This is a genomic window from Cellulosilyticum lentocellum DSM 5427 (genome assembly GCF_000178835.2).
GTDB classification, from domain to species: Bacteria; Bacillota; Clostridia; order Lachnospirales; family Cellulosilyticaceae; genus Cellulosilyticum; species Cellulosilyticum lentocellum.
Genome location: NC_015275.1, coordinates 2,538,799 through 2,553,810, shown reverse-complemented (window position 1 = coordinate 2,553,810; position 15,012 = coordinate 2,538,799). Strand labels below are relative to the sequence as shown.

Genomic DNA, 15,012 nt, shown 5'->3' with positions numbered 1-15,012 from the left:
CTTGGAATAATATGGTTTTATAGAAGCTTACCTATTTCAGGAGGTGCTCTTAAATGAGTAAGTATGTTATTCATGGAGGTAAGCGTCTAGAAGGTGAACTGTGTATAGATGGCAGTAAAAATGCAGTTCTTCCTATTATTGCAGCGACTTTACTAAGTGGGAATATAACTTATCTTCAACATTGTCCTAGGATATTAGATGTGGAGATTATGATAGAAATATTGAAGCAATTAGGTTGTAAAGTAGAATGGGAACAAGAGAACTTGATGATTCATACAAGTACTTTGCAGAACTGTGACATTAGTGAAGAATTAGTCAAAAAAATGCGTTCGTCCATTATTTTACTAGGAGCCCTAATAGGAAGATGCGGGGAAGCCCGTATTAGTCAACCAGGTGGTTGTCAGTTAGGTGCAAGACCTATTGATTTACATCTTAGTGCATTAAAGCAAATGGGAGTTCATATTACAGAGCAGCAAGATACAATTATTTGTAAAAGTTCAAACCTTCACGGCGCTGAGATTTCTCTTGCTTTACCAAGTGTAGGAGCTACAGAAAATATTATGTTAGCTGCTACGCTTGCACAAGGCAATACGACGATTTATAATGCAGCTAAAGAACCAGAAATTGTTGATTTACAAGATTTTCTTGTGGCTTGTGGTGCCAATATTACTGGAGCTGGGACAGAAATGATTAAGATTCAAGGAGTAAAAAAATTAGGTGGTGTTAACTACCGTGTTATTCCAGATCGTATCATAGCAGGTACGTATTTGGTGGCGGCAGCAATCACCAGAGGGAATATTACCCTAAAAGACATACGCATTGAACATTTAGATACAATTATTAAAAAGTTAGAGGAAGTAGGGTGCCATATTAAGGCGAGCAGTAATGAAGTAAGTTTAATGGCACCTACTCATTTAAAGGGTATAGAATTAATCACTGAGCCTTATCCAGGTTATCCGACAGATATGCAATCGCAAATGATGGCACTCCTTTGTACTTGTGAGTCGCCAAGTAGAATTAAAGAAAATTTATTTGAAGCACGTTTTAAACCAGCTTATGAATTAATGAAGATGGGTGCTAAAATTCATGTGGAAGACAATGAGGCTTATATTATGCCTACACATTTGATGGGAGCAAAGGTTAATGCTACTGATTTAAGAGGAGGGGCGGCGCTTGTTTTAGCGGGCCTAGCTGCAGAAGGTTATAGCATTGTAAATCAAATCCACTATATCAAAAGAGGCTATCAAAATATAGTAACTGATTTAAGCTCTCTAGGTGCACAGATACAAGAGAAGGAGTAGTTACAGTTGAAAAAGGAACAACAAAAGAAGAAAAGAAAACTGTATATAGGCATCATAATAGGGCTAATATTGCTCCTATTTTTTATGATGCCTATTTTTTATATTAATGAGATACAAGTTAAGAACAATCATTTCTATACAGCTGAAGATATTATACAAACAGCAGGTGTTCAAAAAAAGCATTTTTTTGATTTATCTTTTAATGAAGCAAAGAAGCAGCTCTTAGAATTGCCATATATAAAAGAGGTAAAACTTAATTATATTTTTCCTGGTAAATTGGAGATAGATGTTGTAGAAAAGTCACCATTTGCATATGTTGAGTTTTCGGGAAATTATATTTGTTTAAATGAAAATGCACAGGTTATTGAGCAAAGTCCTAAAATGTATCATGAACTTCCGATTATTCAGGGATTAAAGTTTGAAAGTTTCAAAATAGGAGAAGTACTACCTATCCAGAATAATGAAGAGTGGCTTTGTGCAACAGAAGTTATACGTTATCTAGAAAAGCATCAGTATATAAAAGAAGTGAGTAAAATTGATGTATACAACCTAGAAGAAATTCACTTGTATGTTGATAAGTTAAATGTTATAATGGGTGATATAAGTGATTTTGACAAAAAAATCGAAGTACTTATCAAGGTTCATGCAGAGTATAATATGGGTATTTTAGATTTAAGCACTTTTGCAAAAAGAGGTGAAGCTTTTTTAAATCCCATTACATAGAAAAGATAAGGCTAAAAATAAATAAAGATACTTCAGATAAAGGGGGAGACTACTTTGCTCGAAATATGGGAAAATGAATTACAAGGTGCTCAAATAAAAGTTATTGGTGTAGGTGGTGGCGGTAATAACGCTGTAGATAGAATGATTGAAAAAGGTCTTGAAGGTGTTGAATTTATTACTGTTAATACAGATCATCAAGCACTGGCTAGATCAGGTGCACCAGCCAAAATTCAGATTGGTGAAAAAATGACACGTGGACTTGGAGCAGGCGCTAATCCAGAAATTGGTACAAAATCAGCAGAGGAAAGTCGTGAGGAGATACTAACAGCTATTAAAGGCGCAGATATGCTATTTATCACAGCCGGAATGGGTGGTGGTACAGGTACAGGTGCAGCACCAGTTATTGCGAGTATTGCAAAAGAAGAAGGTATTTTAACAGTTGGTGTAGTGACTAAGCCATTTAGTTTTGAAGGTCGCAAAAGAATGATTAATGCAGAGAAAGGTATTGCAGAGCTTAAGCAAAATGTAGATACTTTAGTTGTTATCCCAAATGATAAAATTTTACAAGTTATTGATAAGAAGACAACGATGGTGGACGCATTTAGTAAGGCCGACGATGTATTACAACAAGGTGTACAGGGGATTACAGATTTAATTTCAAACCCAGGTATTATTAACCTTGATTTTGCAGACGTACGTACAATTATGAATAATAAAGGTGTAGCCCATATGGGTATTGGACGCGCAACAGGCGAAAATCGTGCAGAAGAAGCTGTTAAATATGCAATTAGTAGTCCTTTACTAGATACAAGCATTGATGGTGCACGTTGTGTACTTGTTAATATGTGTGGTGGTGAGTCTTTAGGACTGATGGAAGCTAATGTAGGTATGGGGCTTATTAGAGAAGCTGTTGATCCAGATGCTGAAATTATTTTTGGTACATCTATTAATGAAAATCTTGGTGAAGAAATTATAATTACAGTTATTGCTACAGACTTTCAAAATCATGATGTAAGTCTTAATACATTCAAACCAGTTCAAGCAACAAAAGAAGAAACGCCAGTACAAACGCAAAAAGCAACTACAGCTCATGTTGAGGAAACAAAGTTTACACCGATTAAAGATATTCAAGTGGAAATTCCTCAATTCTTAAGAAGAAATCGATAAAAACATTCAAAAAAGATACGATATTGTCGTATCTTTTTTTTTATTCACTCTAGAGTTTTTACAAAATTTGTAAGCCTTATCCTTTAAAATGAGAATGTCTAAGGAAAAAGCTGTAGATGAGGTGTACATATGTATGTTGTTTACATGGATGTTTTATTTTGTATTAATTTTATTATGGATACAATTATATTCTGGATTGTGTCCATGCTTATTAATCAGCCTGTTAAGGTAAAAAGGATGATAGTAGGAGGCCTATTAGCAGCTGTTTTGTACTGTATGTTAATTGTAGTCCCGTTTTTGCAGTATGTACCTTATAGCATTTATTCATTTTTTATTCCTGTTTTTCCTATTCTTTATATTTTTAGACCTATTCATATCAGACAATTACTTAAATATTATTCATTATCAATGTTAGTAGCTGCATTGTTAGGAGGAACTACTTTTAGTTTATGGTATATGTTGGGCTATGATAGTAGAGCTATTAGTGAACTCAATATATTCATGCTTATAGGTATAGGCGTAATAATGGGTTTCACTTTTTATACATCTTTTTATTATATAAGAAGGCGTTTTATTTTACCTACTTTTGAATATCAACTTCAATTCATTCAAAAAGATAAGAAAGTTATGTTAAGGGCATTACTAGATACAGGAAACTGTTTATACACACCAATTACGCATCAACCGGTTATCGTAGTTGAATATGATATGGTTAAAGGGCTTTTCACAGAAGAAGAGCAGAAGTTTTTCGAAAGGTTTTCAGATCATTTAGTAGAGTTAGAGCAACTTGATGATGATATAATCAAACATCTTATTCCGTTTAATAGTATAGGGTGTGAATCCGGTATGATTTTAGGCGTAGAAATTGATGAAATGATTCTTGAAAAAATGTCTACACAAAGGCATTTTAATAAATGCATTATTGGCATAGCACAAATGCCTCTTTTCAATGATCATAGTTATAAAGCACTATTACATCCAGAATATATTATAGGGGAGGTTGGATAATGACTAGGTATATTAATAGTATATTAAAAAAGGTTAAGAAGAAATGGAGGGAGCTGTGGTATAGCTTTTTGCTAAAAAGGAAAAAAGCAGTTCATTATATTGGTGGAAGTGAGGTGTTACCACCTCCTTTATCGCGAGATGAAGAAGAAATTCTTATTCAAAAGCTAATAGAATTTGCAGAGCAAGAAGAAGAGATTAAAGCGATAAAAACAACTTTAATTGAGCGAAATTTGCGCCTAGTTGTGTACATTGCCAGAAAGTTTGAAAATACAGGTATTTATATGGAGGATTTAATTTCAATAGGAACAATTGGTCTTATTAAGTCCATTAATACCTTTAAGCCTTGCAAAAAAATTAAGTTGGCAACTTATGCTTCTAGATGTATTGAAAATGAGATTTTAATGTTTTTAAGGCGTACCAATAAGCTTAAAACAGAAGTATCAATCGATGAACCTTTAAATGTAGATTGGGATGGGAATGAGTTACTCCTTTCTGATATATTAGGAACAGAACCTGATATTATTTATCGGAATATTGAAGAAGAAGTTGATAAAAAGTTACTTAAACAAGCACTACTTAAGTTAACGGATCGTGAAAGGGAGATTGTTGAATTAAGATTTGGATTTACGCCTCAAGGAAAAGAAAAGACACAAAAAGAAGTGGCTGATCTATTGGGAATATCTCAATCTTATATTTCAAGACTAGAAAAGAAAATTATATTAAGATTAAAAAAGGAAATTAATAGAATGAGTTAAAAGAGAGTATATTTCTAACGTTAATGGAGAACATATTTATTGACTTTACCTATGCTTAAATAGTATTCCTAGGAGGCAATAGATATGGCTATAAATAAAGTAGAAATATGCGGAGTTAATACAGCTAAGTTACCCATTTTGACAAACGAGCAAAAAGAAACACTTTTTAAGCTTATTGAACAAGGAGATAATAAAGCGAGGGAAGAATATATTAGGGGCAATTTAAGACTTGTACTAAGTGTTATTCAACGATTTAATAATCGTGGTGAACATGTAGATGATTTATTTCAAGTAGGGTGTATAGGCCTTATTAAGGCTATTGATAATTTTGATGTTACGCAAAATGTAAGGTTTTCTACTTATGCAGTACCTATGATTATTGGGGAGATTAGACGTTACTTAAGAGATAATAATGCCATTAGAGTAAGTCGTTCTCTAAGAGATACAGCTTATAAAGCCCTTCAAACAAAGGAACAATTAACACGAAAAAACGCTAAGGAGCCTACAGTTCAAGAAATTGCAGATGAATTAGGTATAAAAAAAGAAGATATTGTATTTGCATTAGATGCTATTCAAGATCCTATTTCCCTTTTTGAACCAGTTTATCATGATGAAAGTGATACACTTTATATTATGGATCAAGTAAGCGATGATAAAAATCAAGATGACGTATGGTTAGAGAATATTGCATTAAAAGAAGCAATGAAACGTATTAATGATAGAGAAAAACAAATTTTGATGCTGAGATTTTTCGCGGGTAAAACACAAATGGAGGTAGCTAATGAAATTGGTATTTCTCAAGCACAGGTTTCTAGATTAGAAAAAACGGCCCTTAAACATATGAAGAAATATATTTAAGGGAAGGGGATTAGTGAGACTACGTATAGTAGATATGAAACATAAAAATCTAATCTAAGGCTGAGTTATCTATGTGACATCAAATGAGATAGGAAAAAGGTACAATTAATAAATTAATTGTACCTAAATAAGGAAAGATAATAGGGGGGTTAGCAAGCATCCAGAATATGCTATTCTTTAGAGAAAGTAAAAGAGATAGGTGAAGATTGTTTAAAAGTAAGTGAGTATTGACTTTTATTTTCATATTGTGATAATCTTGTCATATATATAAAAGGGGGAGTCAACATCATGAAGTGTCCATATTGTGGGTATAGTACCTCTAAGGTATTAAACTCTAGACCTGTTAATGAAAATGATTCTATTAGAAGAAGGAGACAGTGTGAAAGCTGCAACAAGCGTTTTACTACATATGAAAAAATAGAATCCATTCCTCTAGTTGTGATTAAGCGTGATAAGAGTAGAGAAGTATTTGAAAGAGATAAGTTGTTTAAAGGAATACTTCGTTCTTGTAATAAAAGAAATATCTCTATTGAGCAAATTGAGGATTTAGTAGATACCATTGAAAATCAGATTTGTAATGGTGAAAAAAAAGAAGTCTCTTCTACTGAAATCGGTGAAATGACAATGCAAGCTTTAAAAAATCTAGATGAGGTATCTTATATTCGATTTGCATCTGTTTATAAACAATTTGTTTGTATTGATGAATTTATTACAGAATTAGAAAATATAAAAAAGTTAAAACGATAAAGGGTTATTATAGGTTTAATAACTCTTTTTTTATGCCCAAAAGTGTCGGTCTAGTAAGCGATATTGAAGTGCTTCAGCAATATGAGTTGAGGTAATTTGAGTTGCTTCTTCTAAATCAGCAAGGGTACGTGATAGACGCAAAATTTTATCATAAGCACGGATACTGGCTTTAGTTTGAGAGAACCACTGATTTAACAAAGTTTCTCCCTCGGATGTAAGTGAACAAAAACGCTTAATCAGTGAAGGAGGAATTTGACTATTATAATCAAAAGGATAGTCTTGGTAACGAATAGTTTGTTGTTTATGGGCTAACATTACTTTTTTGACCATTTCTTTTGAGGAAAGAGGTAGAGTGTCTTTAAATTCGCTAATAGAAGGCACATGGGTTTCTAAATGAATGTCAATACGGTCAATAAGAGGACCTGATAATTTAGATAAGTATTTTTTTATACTAGATAAGCTACAACTACATTTTTGTGTATCTGGATAGTAACCACAAGGACAAGGGTTCGTTGAAGCAAGGAATAGAAAGTTAGCAGGGTAGGTAAGGGTCAACTGGGCACGAGAAAGAACGATGCGATGTTCTTCTATAGGTTGGCGTAGCAAATCTAATGTGTGCCTATTAAATTCTAAGAGTTCATCTAGAAAAAGAATACCTAAATGAGCAAGGCTCATTTCACCTGGTTTGGGATGAGCACCTCCACCCGTTAAACCTAATGGAGAAATGGTATGATGGGGAGAACGAAAAGGACGATTCTTTATAATTTCACAGTCTGCTAGGAGATGTGCAACGCTATAAATCTTTGTGACTTCTATACATTCCTTTTCTGTTAAAGGAGGAAGAATAGTAGGAAGTCTTTTGGCAAGCATAGTTTTGCCAGAACCAGGAGCGCCAATTAAAAGAGTATTATGATAACCAGCTGCAGCAATCATAAGACCTCTTTTGGCTGCTTCTTGACCTCTGACATCAGCAAAATCTATAGAGTGAGTTAACTCTGGTAAATGAGAAGATTGTTTGCTACATAAAGGTAAATGAAGGTTGCCTTTTACAGAGTCAACCACTTCATTTAGATGTCTAGCTAGTTTAATAACGGTGCTAGGAACTAAACTTCCTTCAGGTTCATTTCCTATAGGAATAATACATTCATCAGATTGATTTACTTCACATAATAAGGGTAATAATCCTCTAACACTACGTAGTGTACCATCTAAAGCAAGTTCACCTATAAAATATTTGTGTTCTAAGTTTGTTGGTGAGAATTCTCCTAAACAACATAATAAGCCTAAGGCAATAGGAAGGTCATACAAGCTTCCTTCTTTTTTGATGTCAGCTGGTGCTAAATTAACGGTGATATGACAGATAGGAAATTTATAGCCACTATTTTTTATAGCACTTTTAACTCGTTCCTTGGCTTCTTTGACTGCGGAGTCAGGGAGACCAACAATATCAAATCCTGGAAGACCATCATGTAGGTCAATTTCTACTTCTATCGGTAAGGCATCTATACCATTTAATGAGTAACTGTTTAATTTACAGAACATTAGGGTATCCTTTCTTTAATCAAAGAGATTTATTGGAGTATAGACAAAAAATTAAAATAATAAACTTAATTATTCGAAAATTTAATAATGGACAAAGTGGTGATTTTATGAGTAAAATATATAGTATCTGGTTTCATGAAATAGGATTACCAGAAGTGATTAAGAAGGAATTAGTGGCATGTTTTCAGTCTTTTGAGTCTATTTATAAGGCGTCTCAGGAGGAATACATGTGTAAAGGATGGCAAGGAGAAATTGTTCAGCGTATTAAAAAGTCTCCTTTATTTACAGATGTATTAGAAGAGCGAATAAAGCGTTATGAAAGCAATCAAGTGAAATTAGTAGATTATTTGGATGAAGGATATCCGGAATATTTAAGGTATATCCCAGATTCACCTATGTTGCTCTATATAAAAGGTAATGATCAGCTGTTGAATACACCTACTATTGGAATAGTAGGATCTCGTAATTGTTCAGAGTATGGTTACAGTGTAACGGTTCAATTAGCACAGGAGCTTGCAGGAGGGGGTATAACGGTTATAAGTGGTATGGCTATGGGAGTTGATGCAGCAGCTCATTATGGTGCTTTAAAGAGTGGTATGACCATTGCTGTATTAGGGAATGGATTAAATATATGTTATCCAGCTTGTAATCAAAGAATATATGAAGAGATCTTAAGCAAAGGGTGCATTATTTCTGAATATGATTTGGATCATGAACCTAGACCTTATCAGTTTCCAAAACGAAATCGTATTATTAGCGGTATGTCTATGTGTGTGGTGGTAACAGAAGCTAATATAAGAAGCGGCTCTTTAATTACAGCGCAGTTAGCTCTAGATTACGGTAGAGACGTATGTGCTATACCAGGTAATATTACTAGAAAATTAAGTTTAGGAACCAATGAACTTATTAAAAAAGGTGCTAAGTGTGTTACCGGTGTAGAAGATGTAATAGAAGAACTTCCTTTTGATTTAAGAATAAAATACGAAGAAATAAAGAAAAATAAAACTAAAAAGCATTATGAACTTGCACAAGAGGAAAGGATAGTATATGCTTATGTAAGTCAGGAACCAATTTTTTTAAATGAATTAGTAAATAGCACACAGCTTTCCTATAAAAGTATTTATAAAGGTTTATTACAATTAGAAATAAAAGGGCTTATAAAGAGATTACCAGGGGAAAGATATGTACGTGTTTAATGAGGAGGCAAATATGGCTGATAATTTAGTAATTGTGGAGTCAGCAGCTAAAGTAAATACAATTAGCCGTTTTCTAGGCAAAAACTATAAAGTAGAAGCATCAATTGGACATGTAAGAGACTTACCTAAAAGTCAATTAGGTGTAGATACAGCAAATAATTATGAACCTAAGTATATTACCATAAGAGGTAAAGGGGAGCTATTACAGAAATTAAGAAAAGATGTTAAAAATGCTAAATGTGTTTATCTTGCGACTGACCCTGACCGTGAAGGGGAAGCCATTTCATGGCATCTATATCATGCACTTAAATTGCAGGAGAAAAAAGTATGTCGTATTACTTTTAATGAAATTACAGAACAGGCTGTTAAAGAAGCCATTAAGCACCCAAGAGATATTAACACAGATTTAGTAGATGCCCAACAAGCAAGACGTGTTTTAGATCGTTTAGTAGGATATGAGATTAGTCCTATTCTATGGAAGAAAGTACGTAAAGGTCTAAGTGCTGGACGTGTACAGTCAGTGACTTTAAGATTAATTAGCGATCGTGATAAACAAATCAGAGAATTTGTTGAAGAAGAGTACTGGAGCATTACGGCTAATTTACAACAGGGTAAGGGTAAAACATTTGAAGCAAAATTAGATACTTATAAAAATGAAAAATGTGACATTAATAATGAAGAAGAAGCAAAGAAAATAGTTAAAGCTTGTAAAAAAGGTCATTTTCAAGTTGTAAGTAGTAAAAAAGGTACAAGAGTTAAAAATACTGTATTGCCATTTACAACAAGTACTTTACAACAAGAGGCAGCAAAACATTTAGGATTTTCCACCCAAAAGACCATGAATATTGCACAGCAACTCTATGAAGGCATTAAAGTAGGAAAAAAAGAGGTGGGTGTTGTTACTTATATCCGTACAGATTCTATTAGAATAGCAGACAAAGCTAAAGAAGAGGCGACTACTTATATTACACAAAAGTATGGAGAACAGTATTTAGGTGCTAAAAAACAAATAGAGAAAGCTAAAAAGGCACATATTCAAGATGCCCATGAAGCAATTAGACCGACTTATATGGAATATGAGCCAAATGAAATCAAAGAGTATTTATCAAGAGATCAATTTAGATTATATCAACTTATATGGAACCGCTTTGTGGCAAGTCAGATGGCTCCTGCACAATATGAAACTTATTCTATTAAAGTTCAAAATGGAGATTATGAGTTTAAAGCTTCTTATTCAATAGAGTTATTTGATGGTTTTATTAAGGTCTATAATTTAGGTGAAGAAAAAGCTAAGAAGGAAGCAAAATTCCAGGTGGAAGAAGGGGAACAATTAGTTTGTGGTAGTATTATTCCTAACCAACACTTTACACAACCACCTGCTCATTTTTCAGAAGCTACACTAGTAAAAACACTTGAAGAAAATGGTGTTGGAAGACCTAGTACTTATGCGCCGACTATAACAACTCTTCTTGCTCGTGGCTATATTGTAAAAGAAAGCAAGATATTGTATATGACAGAACTTGGTGAAGTTGTTAATCAAATTATGAAAGAATATTTTGATGAAGTAGTAGATGTAGATTTCACTGCTAATATGGAAAGAATTTTAGATGAAATTGCATCAGGTAACGTAGAATGGAAGGAAATTATCAAATCTTTTTATCCTCATTTTCATCATACAGTAGAATATGCAGAATCTCAGATAGAGAATATCGATTTAACAGAACATACAGATATTCCTTGTGAAAAATGTGGCACCCATATGGTAGTACGTTACGGAAAATACGGTAAGTTTTTAGGATGTCCTAATTTTCCGGAATGTAATGGTACTAAACCATGGTATGAAGAGACTGGAATTAGTTGTCCAGAGTGTAATGGCAAGATTTTGATGAAGAAAACTAAAAAAGGTCGTAGCTATTATGGATGTGAACATAATGGTGAAGGATGTGAGTTTATGTCATGGGATAAACCAACAGGAGAGAAGTGTCCAATATGTGGAGAAGCACTGATTGAAAAAGGAAATAGTAAAAATAAAAAGATAGTGTGCCGCAATTCAAAATGTAACTACGGTAAACAAAATAAGAATTAGTTTACAATTTGTTAAATATTTTTAGTATTAATGTTTACAAATGTATATTGAGTTTTTTGTCAAATCATGTTAAGATTTGTTTGTACAAGACAAAGTTGTAATACAACTTTGTCTTTTTAAATGATAAAGTGTATATTTTAAAATTTTTAGAACATACTAAAGTATATAAAACCTTTAGAGTATAAAAAGTACAAATAGAACTAAGGAGGACATAAAATGTCTCAAGAATTATTACAAAAAATGCGAAAAGTAAATAGACTCTTACAAAGATTCGGCTCAGACCGCGTTATCTTTTCTGATATCTGTGAAGTGATTAGTGATGTAGTGAAAGCTAATGCTATGGTAGTTAGTACAAAAAGTAAAGTATTAGGTGTAAACAGTGGCATTCCACATAATTTTGCAAATGAAGAAAATTATATTGATTACTCAGTGAATGATGAATTCTTAACTATTATGGATATTAAAGAAGGTGTTTCTTTAGAATCATTATTCCCAGCTGCTGCAAATAGTGCTAATTATACAGCTTGTATCGTTCCAATCATTGCAGCAGGTCAAAGACTTGGTACATTTGTACTTTATAAAGAAAAAAGTGAAGCTTCATTTAATACGGAAGATTTTATTTTAGCAGAGTATGGTGCAACTATTGTTGCAGTTGAAATGTTAACTTCATTAAAAGATGAAAATGATGCGGAAGAACGTAGAGTGGCTATTGTTAAATCTGCTATTGCTACTTTATCTTACTCAGAACTTGAAGCTATCTTCCATATCTTTGAAAAATTAGACGGTAGTGAGGGCCTCTTAATCGCAAGTAAAATTGCTGATAAAGTAGGTATTACTCGTTCAGTAATTGTTAATGCACTTCGTAAATTTGAAAGTGCGGGTGTTATTGAATCAAGATCTTTAGGTATGAAGGGAACATACATTAAAGTTCTTAATAGTGCTTTATTAGATGAACTTAATAAATTACGTAAATAATAAAAAAGGAGCTACTAGCTCCTTTTTTATTATTTACTAACAGATTAAACGAATTAAGATCTATGACTTTCTTTAAAAGTAGTGAATATGGAACGAATATTTTTATTAAAATGAGTCAGTAAAATAAAACTACTGACAAATCCGATTAAAATAAAGCTCCAAGTATGATTAAAAACTATTTTTGTTCCTTGTGTATACACAGAGAAAAAAGGATAAAGTACACAGGTTAATAAAAAACTAATAATGGCTTGCAAGCATTTACTAAAGAAGTAAGGTTTTGTGGAAAAATGAGTTCCTTCTAATACATAAAGCGTCTGAAAATAGACACATAAGCCTCCAAAAGCAAGAGTAGCAGCAAGTAAAGCTAGAGCATAGGGAGACGAAATCTGACCTAAAGCATTCACGCCGTTAGAGAGTTCAAGGAAGCTGGTAAGTATAGCTTGAAGTGTTGTAGTAGAAATTTGATTAATAAGGGGTAAGTGGAATAACCATTGTAATAGAAGTGTATCGGTTATAAGATGAGCTAAAACGGAAAAGAAAATAATATATCCACCAATACAAGTCATTGTATCCATAGAGTGTGCAACAGCTTCATTGAGCAATGAAGGTAAAGTTTTACTTGAAGGAGCTATCTGCAGAGAAGTAGATCTTATTGGATACAAAGGATAAGTTGGTTTAAGTAAGAGACTTGTTATAAGAGCAGATAAAATATGAATGAGTAATAGGAAGTAGCCAAGTTTAACATTACCAAGTATAGTGGTTCCCACAGTACCAACAATAAAAAGTGGACCACAGTTGTTGCAGAAGCAAAGGGCTTTCTCGCCTTGCTGAGAGGTTAATTCACCAGACGAAACTAATTCTTTAATGATGCGCCCCCCCATAGGGTAACCTGCTAATAGTCCCATGATAAAGGCAAATAAAGTACTACCTGGCAAATTCCAAAACTTATATGTAATAAAGGTTGCACGATTACTTATGCTTTTTATACTATCCAAACCTACAAGTATGTTGATTAAAATCATAAAAGGAAGTAAGGAGGGAAGAACTTTGTTAAACCAAAGTAAAAGGCCTTGCTGAGCAGCATTGATACATAAGTTTGGAAAAGCTAATAAAATAATGACGAAACAAAATAAAATAAAAGCGGTTGTTGATTTTTTTGACATCATGACACCCCCAAGGAAAATGCTATAAGTTAGTATATGTTGAGCTTGGACAAAAAATAACAATGAATAAAGGTGCTATCATAAGATAGCACCTTTATTCATTTAAAGCATCAAAAAGCCTTGAGTAAAGTCTTGATTGTACAATTTAGGTTGCTTAGTTAGATAATGATAAAGTTTTGTGGCATTCAATTCATAATCAATAAGTTGTTTACTTAAAGGATCAAGGTCCGCATAAACTCTACTAAGGTTAGTGATAATGGGACGATTTGCAGAATAATTTAAGTGCTTCAAAATGGCCACCGACTCTTTTTTACAACCTAAAACACGAATATAAGGAATCCAAGAAATGGCCTCGAATTGTTTTAGGGCTTCATCTTGAATATCAAGGAGCAAACGTAATAGCGCACGTCTAACAGTAGCAGAGGTGTAAGTTTTAGAAGTGCAAGCTTTAACCAATTCTGAAAGGTATTCAAAGGAAGTATAGTTGTTTAAAAAAGTGTTAATAAGATCATTTGGAATGTCCCATAAAGAATATAAATCGTTTTTGTTGGAAAACATAAATTTGTGATGCAAGAAAGGTGTTAAGATATCCATATCGGGTTGATGATATGAAGTATTATCTAAGAGTTCATAAGTGGTAGAGGGCATGCATGCGGCTAGTTCTGAAGAGTAGCCATTACTTAGGTGCGTACGGATAGCAGTAGCCGAAGCAATCTGAGGATAGAGTAAGGGGTCATGATAACCTGCTGTTAAACGTTTAATTGTAAAAGGTTGAATAGTAGTACTAAAATGCTCTATGGCTCTGATATACTCAATTCCTAATATATTGTTAGGGCTCCTAATAAGTTCTAAGAGTGAAGTGTAAACTTCTGAGTCGAGCTCTAGGGTTTTTAAATCTTCTAGTAAGGCTTGTTCTCTAGCTCTAGGAAAACTGTAGCTTTCTTTTAAATGCTTTTTTAATGATGCTTTAAAAGTAGGGGAAGGTGTTTCTAAACGTTTTGCAATCAATTCTAGTAAAGTCGTATCACCACATTCGCTACCAAAAGAAAGCGTTTCAACAATACCAGTTTGATGAAATAAAGAAACAGCACCTTGAGCAAATCGTTCAGCACTAGCTGTTGCAAAGGGGACAGGAAGCTCTAAGACAAGATCAACTCCTGCTTTTAAGGCCATTTGTGTGCGTACAAACTTATCAACAATAGCAGCCTCACCTCGTTGTGTAAAGTTGCCACTCATAGCAACTACGATATAATCGCAATGTGTTTGTTTTCTAGTAGAAACAATTTGATGGAGATGACCGTTATGAAAAGGATTGTATTCGGCAATAATACCAACAATATGCATTGGAACCTCCTTGAAATATTTTTATCAATTACTGATTTTATACTAAAAATCTTAATAGATAAAGGCGAAAAAACAAATAAATTTTTATTTCACTCTTGTATACACGAGATACATTGCATATAATAGAGGTTGAGGGTAATTGGAAGT

The 15,012-nt window shown here is 33.4% G+C and carries 13 protein-coding genes; 10 read left to right on the top strand and 3 right to left on the bottom strand.

Annotation, left to right across the window (positions count from 1 at the left end; genetic code table 11):
• The first annotated feature begins 53 nt into the window (after nucleotides 1–53).
• The 7 genes from murA to nrdR all read left to right on the top strand — a co-directional run bounded on the left by murA (nucleotide 54) and on the right by nrdR (nucleotide 6,559).
• Nucleotides 54–1,301 (top strand): UDP-N-acetylglucosamine 1-carboxyvinyltransferase, encoded by a 1,248-nt coding sequence (gene murA, locus CLOLE_RS11725; protein WP_013657331.1) that lies wholly within the window; start codon nucleotides 54–56, stop codon nucleotides 1,299–1,301.
• Nucleotides 1,302–1,307: 6 nt separating this feature from the next.
• Nucleotides 1,308–2,024 carry a cell division protein FtsQ/DivIB gene (locus CLOLE_RS11720; protein ID WP_013657330.1) on the top strand — a complete coding sequence of 239 codons (717 nt, stop codon included), beginning with the start codon at nucleotides 1,308–1,310 and terminating at the stop codon, nucleotides 2,022–2,024.
• 54 nt (nucleotides 2,025–2,078) lie between these two features.
• Nucleotides 2,079–3,191 carry a cell division protein FtsZ gene (ftsZ, locus tag CLOLE_RS11715; RefSeq protein ID WP_013657329.1) on the top strand — a complete coding sequence of 371 codons (1,113 nt, stop codon included), beginning with the start codon at nucleotides 2,079–2,081 and terminating at the stop codon, nucleotides 3,189–3,191.
• A 129-nt stretch (nucleotides 3,192–3,320) separates the two neighbouring features.
• Nucleotides 3,321–4,199, top strand: a complete 879-nt coding sequence (locus CLOLE_RS11710; RefSeq protein WP_013657328.1) for a sigma-E processing peptidase SpoIIGA — start codon at nucleotides 3,321–3,323, stop codon at nucleotides 4,197–4,199.
• Nucleotides 4,199–4,954 (top strand): RNA polymerase sporulation sigma factor SigE, encoded by a 756-nt coding sequence (sigE, locus tag CLOLE_RS11705; RefSeq protein ID WP_013657327.1) that lies wholly within the window; start codon nucleotides 4,199–4,201, stop codon nucleotides 4,952–4,954. Before CLOLE_RS11710 ends, sigE begins: the two co-directional genes overlap by 1 nt.
• 84 nt (nucleotides 4,955–5,038) lie before the next feature.
• Nucleotides 5,039–5,812, top strand: coding sequence for an RNA polymerase sporulation sigma factor SigG (gene sigG / locus CLOLE_RS11700; protein WP_013657326.1), 774 nt, complete (start codon nucleotides 5,039–5,041; stop codon nucleotides 5,810–5,812).
• A gap of 288 nt (nucleotides 5,813–6,100) precedes the next feature.
• Complete coding sequence (gene nrdR, locus CLOLE_RS11695) at nucleotides 6,101–6,559, top strand: transcriptional regulator NrdR (protein ID WP_013657325.1); 459 nt, start codon at nucleotides 6,101–6,103, stop codon at nucleotides 6,557–6,559.
• A 30-nt stretch (nucleotides 6,560–6,589) separates the two neighbouring features.
• On the opposite strand, the gene CLOLE_RS11690 is transcribed toward nrdR, so the two are convergent.
• Complete coding sequence (locus CLOLE_RS11690; RefSeq protein ID WP_013657324.1) at nucleotides 6,590–8,101, bottom strand: YifB family Mg chelatase-like AAA ATPase; 1,512 nt, start codon at nucleotides 8,099–8,101, stop codon at nucleotides 6,590–6,592.
• A 107-nt stretch (nucleotides 8,102–8,208) separates the two neighbouring features.
• Between CLOLE_RS11690 and dprA the strand changes: the two genes are divergently transcribed.
• The 3 genes from dprA to codY all read left to right on the top strand — a co-directional run bounded on the left by dprA (nucleotide 8,209) and on the right by codY (nucleotide 12,358).
• Nucleotides 8,209–9,297, top strand: coding sequence for a DNA-processing protein DprA (gene dprA / locus CLOLE_RS11685; RefSeq protein WP_013657323.1), 1,089 nt, complete (start codon nucleotides 8,209–8,211; stop codon nucleotides 9,295–9,297).
• 13 nt (nucleotides 9,298–9,310) lie between these two features.
• The gene (gene topA, locus CLOLE_RS11680) at nucleotides 9,311–11,383 is read left to right on the top strand and encodes a type I DNA topoisomerase (RefSeq protein ID WP_013657322.1); all 2,073 of its coding nucleotides are present in this window, start codon (nucleotides 9,311–9,313) and stop codon (nucleotides 11,381–11,383) included.
• A 216-nt stretch (nucleotides 11,384–11,599) separates the two neighbouring features.
• On the top strand, nucleotides 11,600–12,358 hold the full coding sequence (gene codY, locus CLOLE_RS11675) for a GTP-sensing pleiotropic transcriptional regulator CodY (protein ID WP_013657321.1): 759 nt from the start codon (nucleotides 11,600–11,602) through the stop codon (nucleotides 12,356–12,358).
• 53 nt (nucleotides 12,359–12,411) lie between these two features.
• On the opposite strand, the gene CLOLE_RS11670 is transcribed toward codY, so the two are convergent.
• The gene (locus CLOLE_RS11670; protein WP_013657320.1) at nucleotides 12,412–13,521 is read right to left on the bottom strand and encodes a hypothetical protein; all 1,110 of its coding nucleotides are present in this window, start codon (nucleotides 13,519–13,521) and stop codon (nucleotides 12,412–12,414) included.
• Nucleotides 13,522–13,623: 102 nt separating this feature from the next.
• A complete protein-coding gene (locus CLOLE_RS11665; protein WP_013657319.1) occupies nucleotides 13,624–14,865 on the bottom strand; it encodes a nucleotidyltransferase in 1,242 nt (413 codons plus the stop codon).
• Between the last annotated feature and the right edge of the window lie 147 nt (nucleotides 14,866–15,012).

Excerpts from the sequence above, each read along its gene's own strand:
- sigE (WP_013657327.1), top strand. The coding sequence starts at position 4,199 with ATGACTAGGTATATTAATAGTATATTAAAAAAGGTTAAGAAGAAATGG.
- codY (WP_013657321.1), top strand. The coding sequence starts at position 11,600 with ATGTCTCAAGAATTATTACAAAAAATGCGAAAAGTAAATAGACTCTTA.
- murA (WP_013657331.1), top strand. The coding sequence starts at position 54 with ATGAGTAAGTATGTTATTCATGGAGGTAAGCGTCTAGAAGGTGAACTG.
- nrdR (WP_013657325.1), top strand. The coding sequence starts at position 6,101 with ATGAAGTGTCCATATTGTGGGTATAGTACCTCTAAGGTATTAAACTCT.
- CLOLE_RS11690 (WP_013657324.1), bottom strand. The coding sequence starts at position 8,101 with ATGTTCTGTAAATTAAACAGTTACTCATTAAATGGTATAGATGCCTTA.
- CLOLE_RS11670 (WP_013657320.1), bottom strand. The coding sequence starts at position 13,521 with ATGTCAAAAAAATCAACAACCGCTTTTATTTTATTTTGTTTCGTCATT.
- CLOLE_RS11710 (WP_013657328.1), top strand. The coding sequence starts at position 3,321 with ATGTATGTTGTTTACATGGATGTTTTATTTTGTATTAATTTTATTATG.
- topA (WP_013657322.1), top strand. The coding sequence starts at position 9,311 with ATGGCTGATAATTTAGTAATTGTGGAGTCAGCAGCTAAAGTAAATACA.
- CLOLE_RS11665 (WP_013657319.1), bottom strand. The coding sequence starts at position 14,865 with ATGCATATTGTTGGTATTATTGCCGAATACAATCCTTTTCATAACGGT.
- sigG (WP_013657326.1), top strand. The coding sequence starts at position 5,039 with ATGGCTATAAATAAAGTAGAAATATGCGGAGTTAATACAGCTAAGTTA.
- dprA (WP_013657323.1), top strand. The coding sequence starts at position 8,209 with ATGAGTAAAATATATAGTATCTGGTTTCATGAAATAGGATTACCAGAA.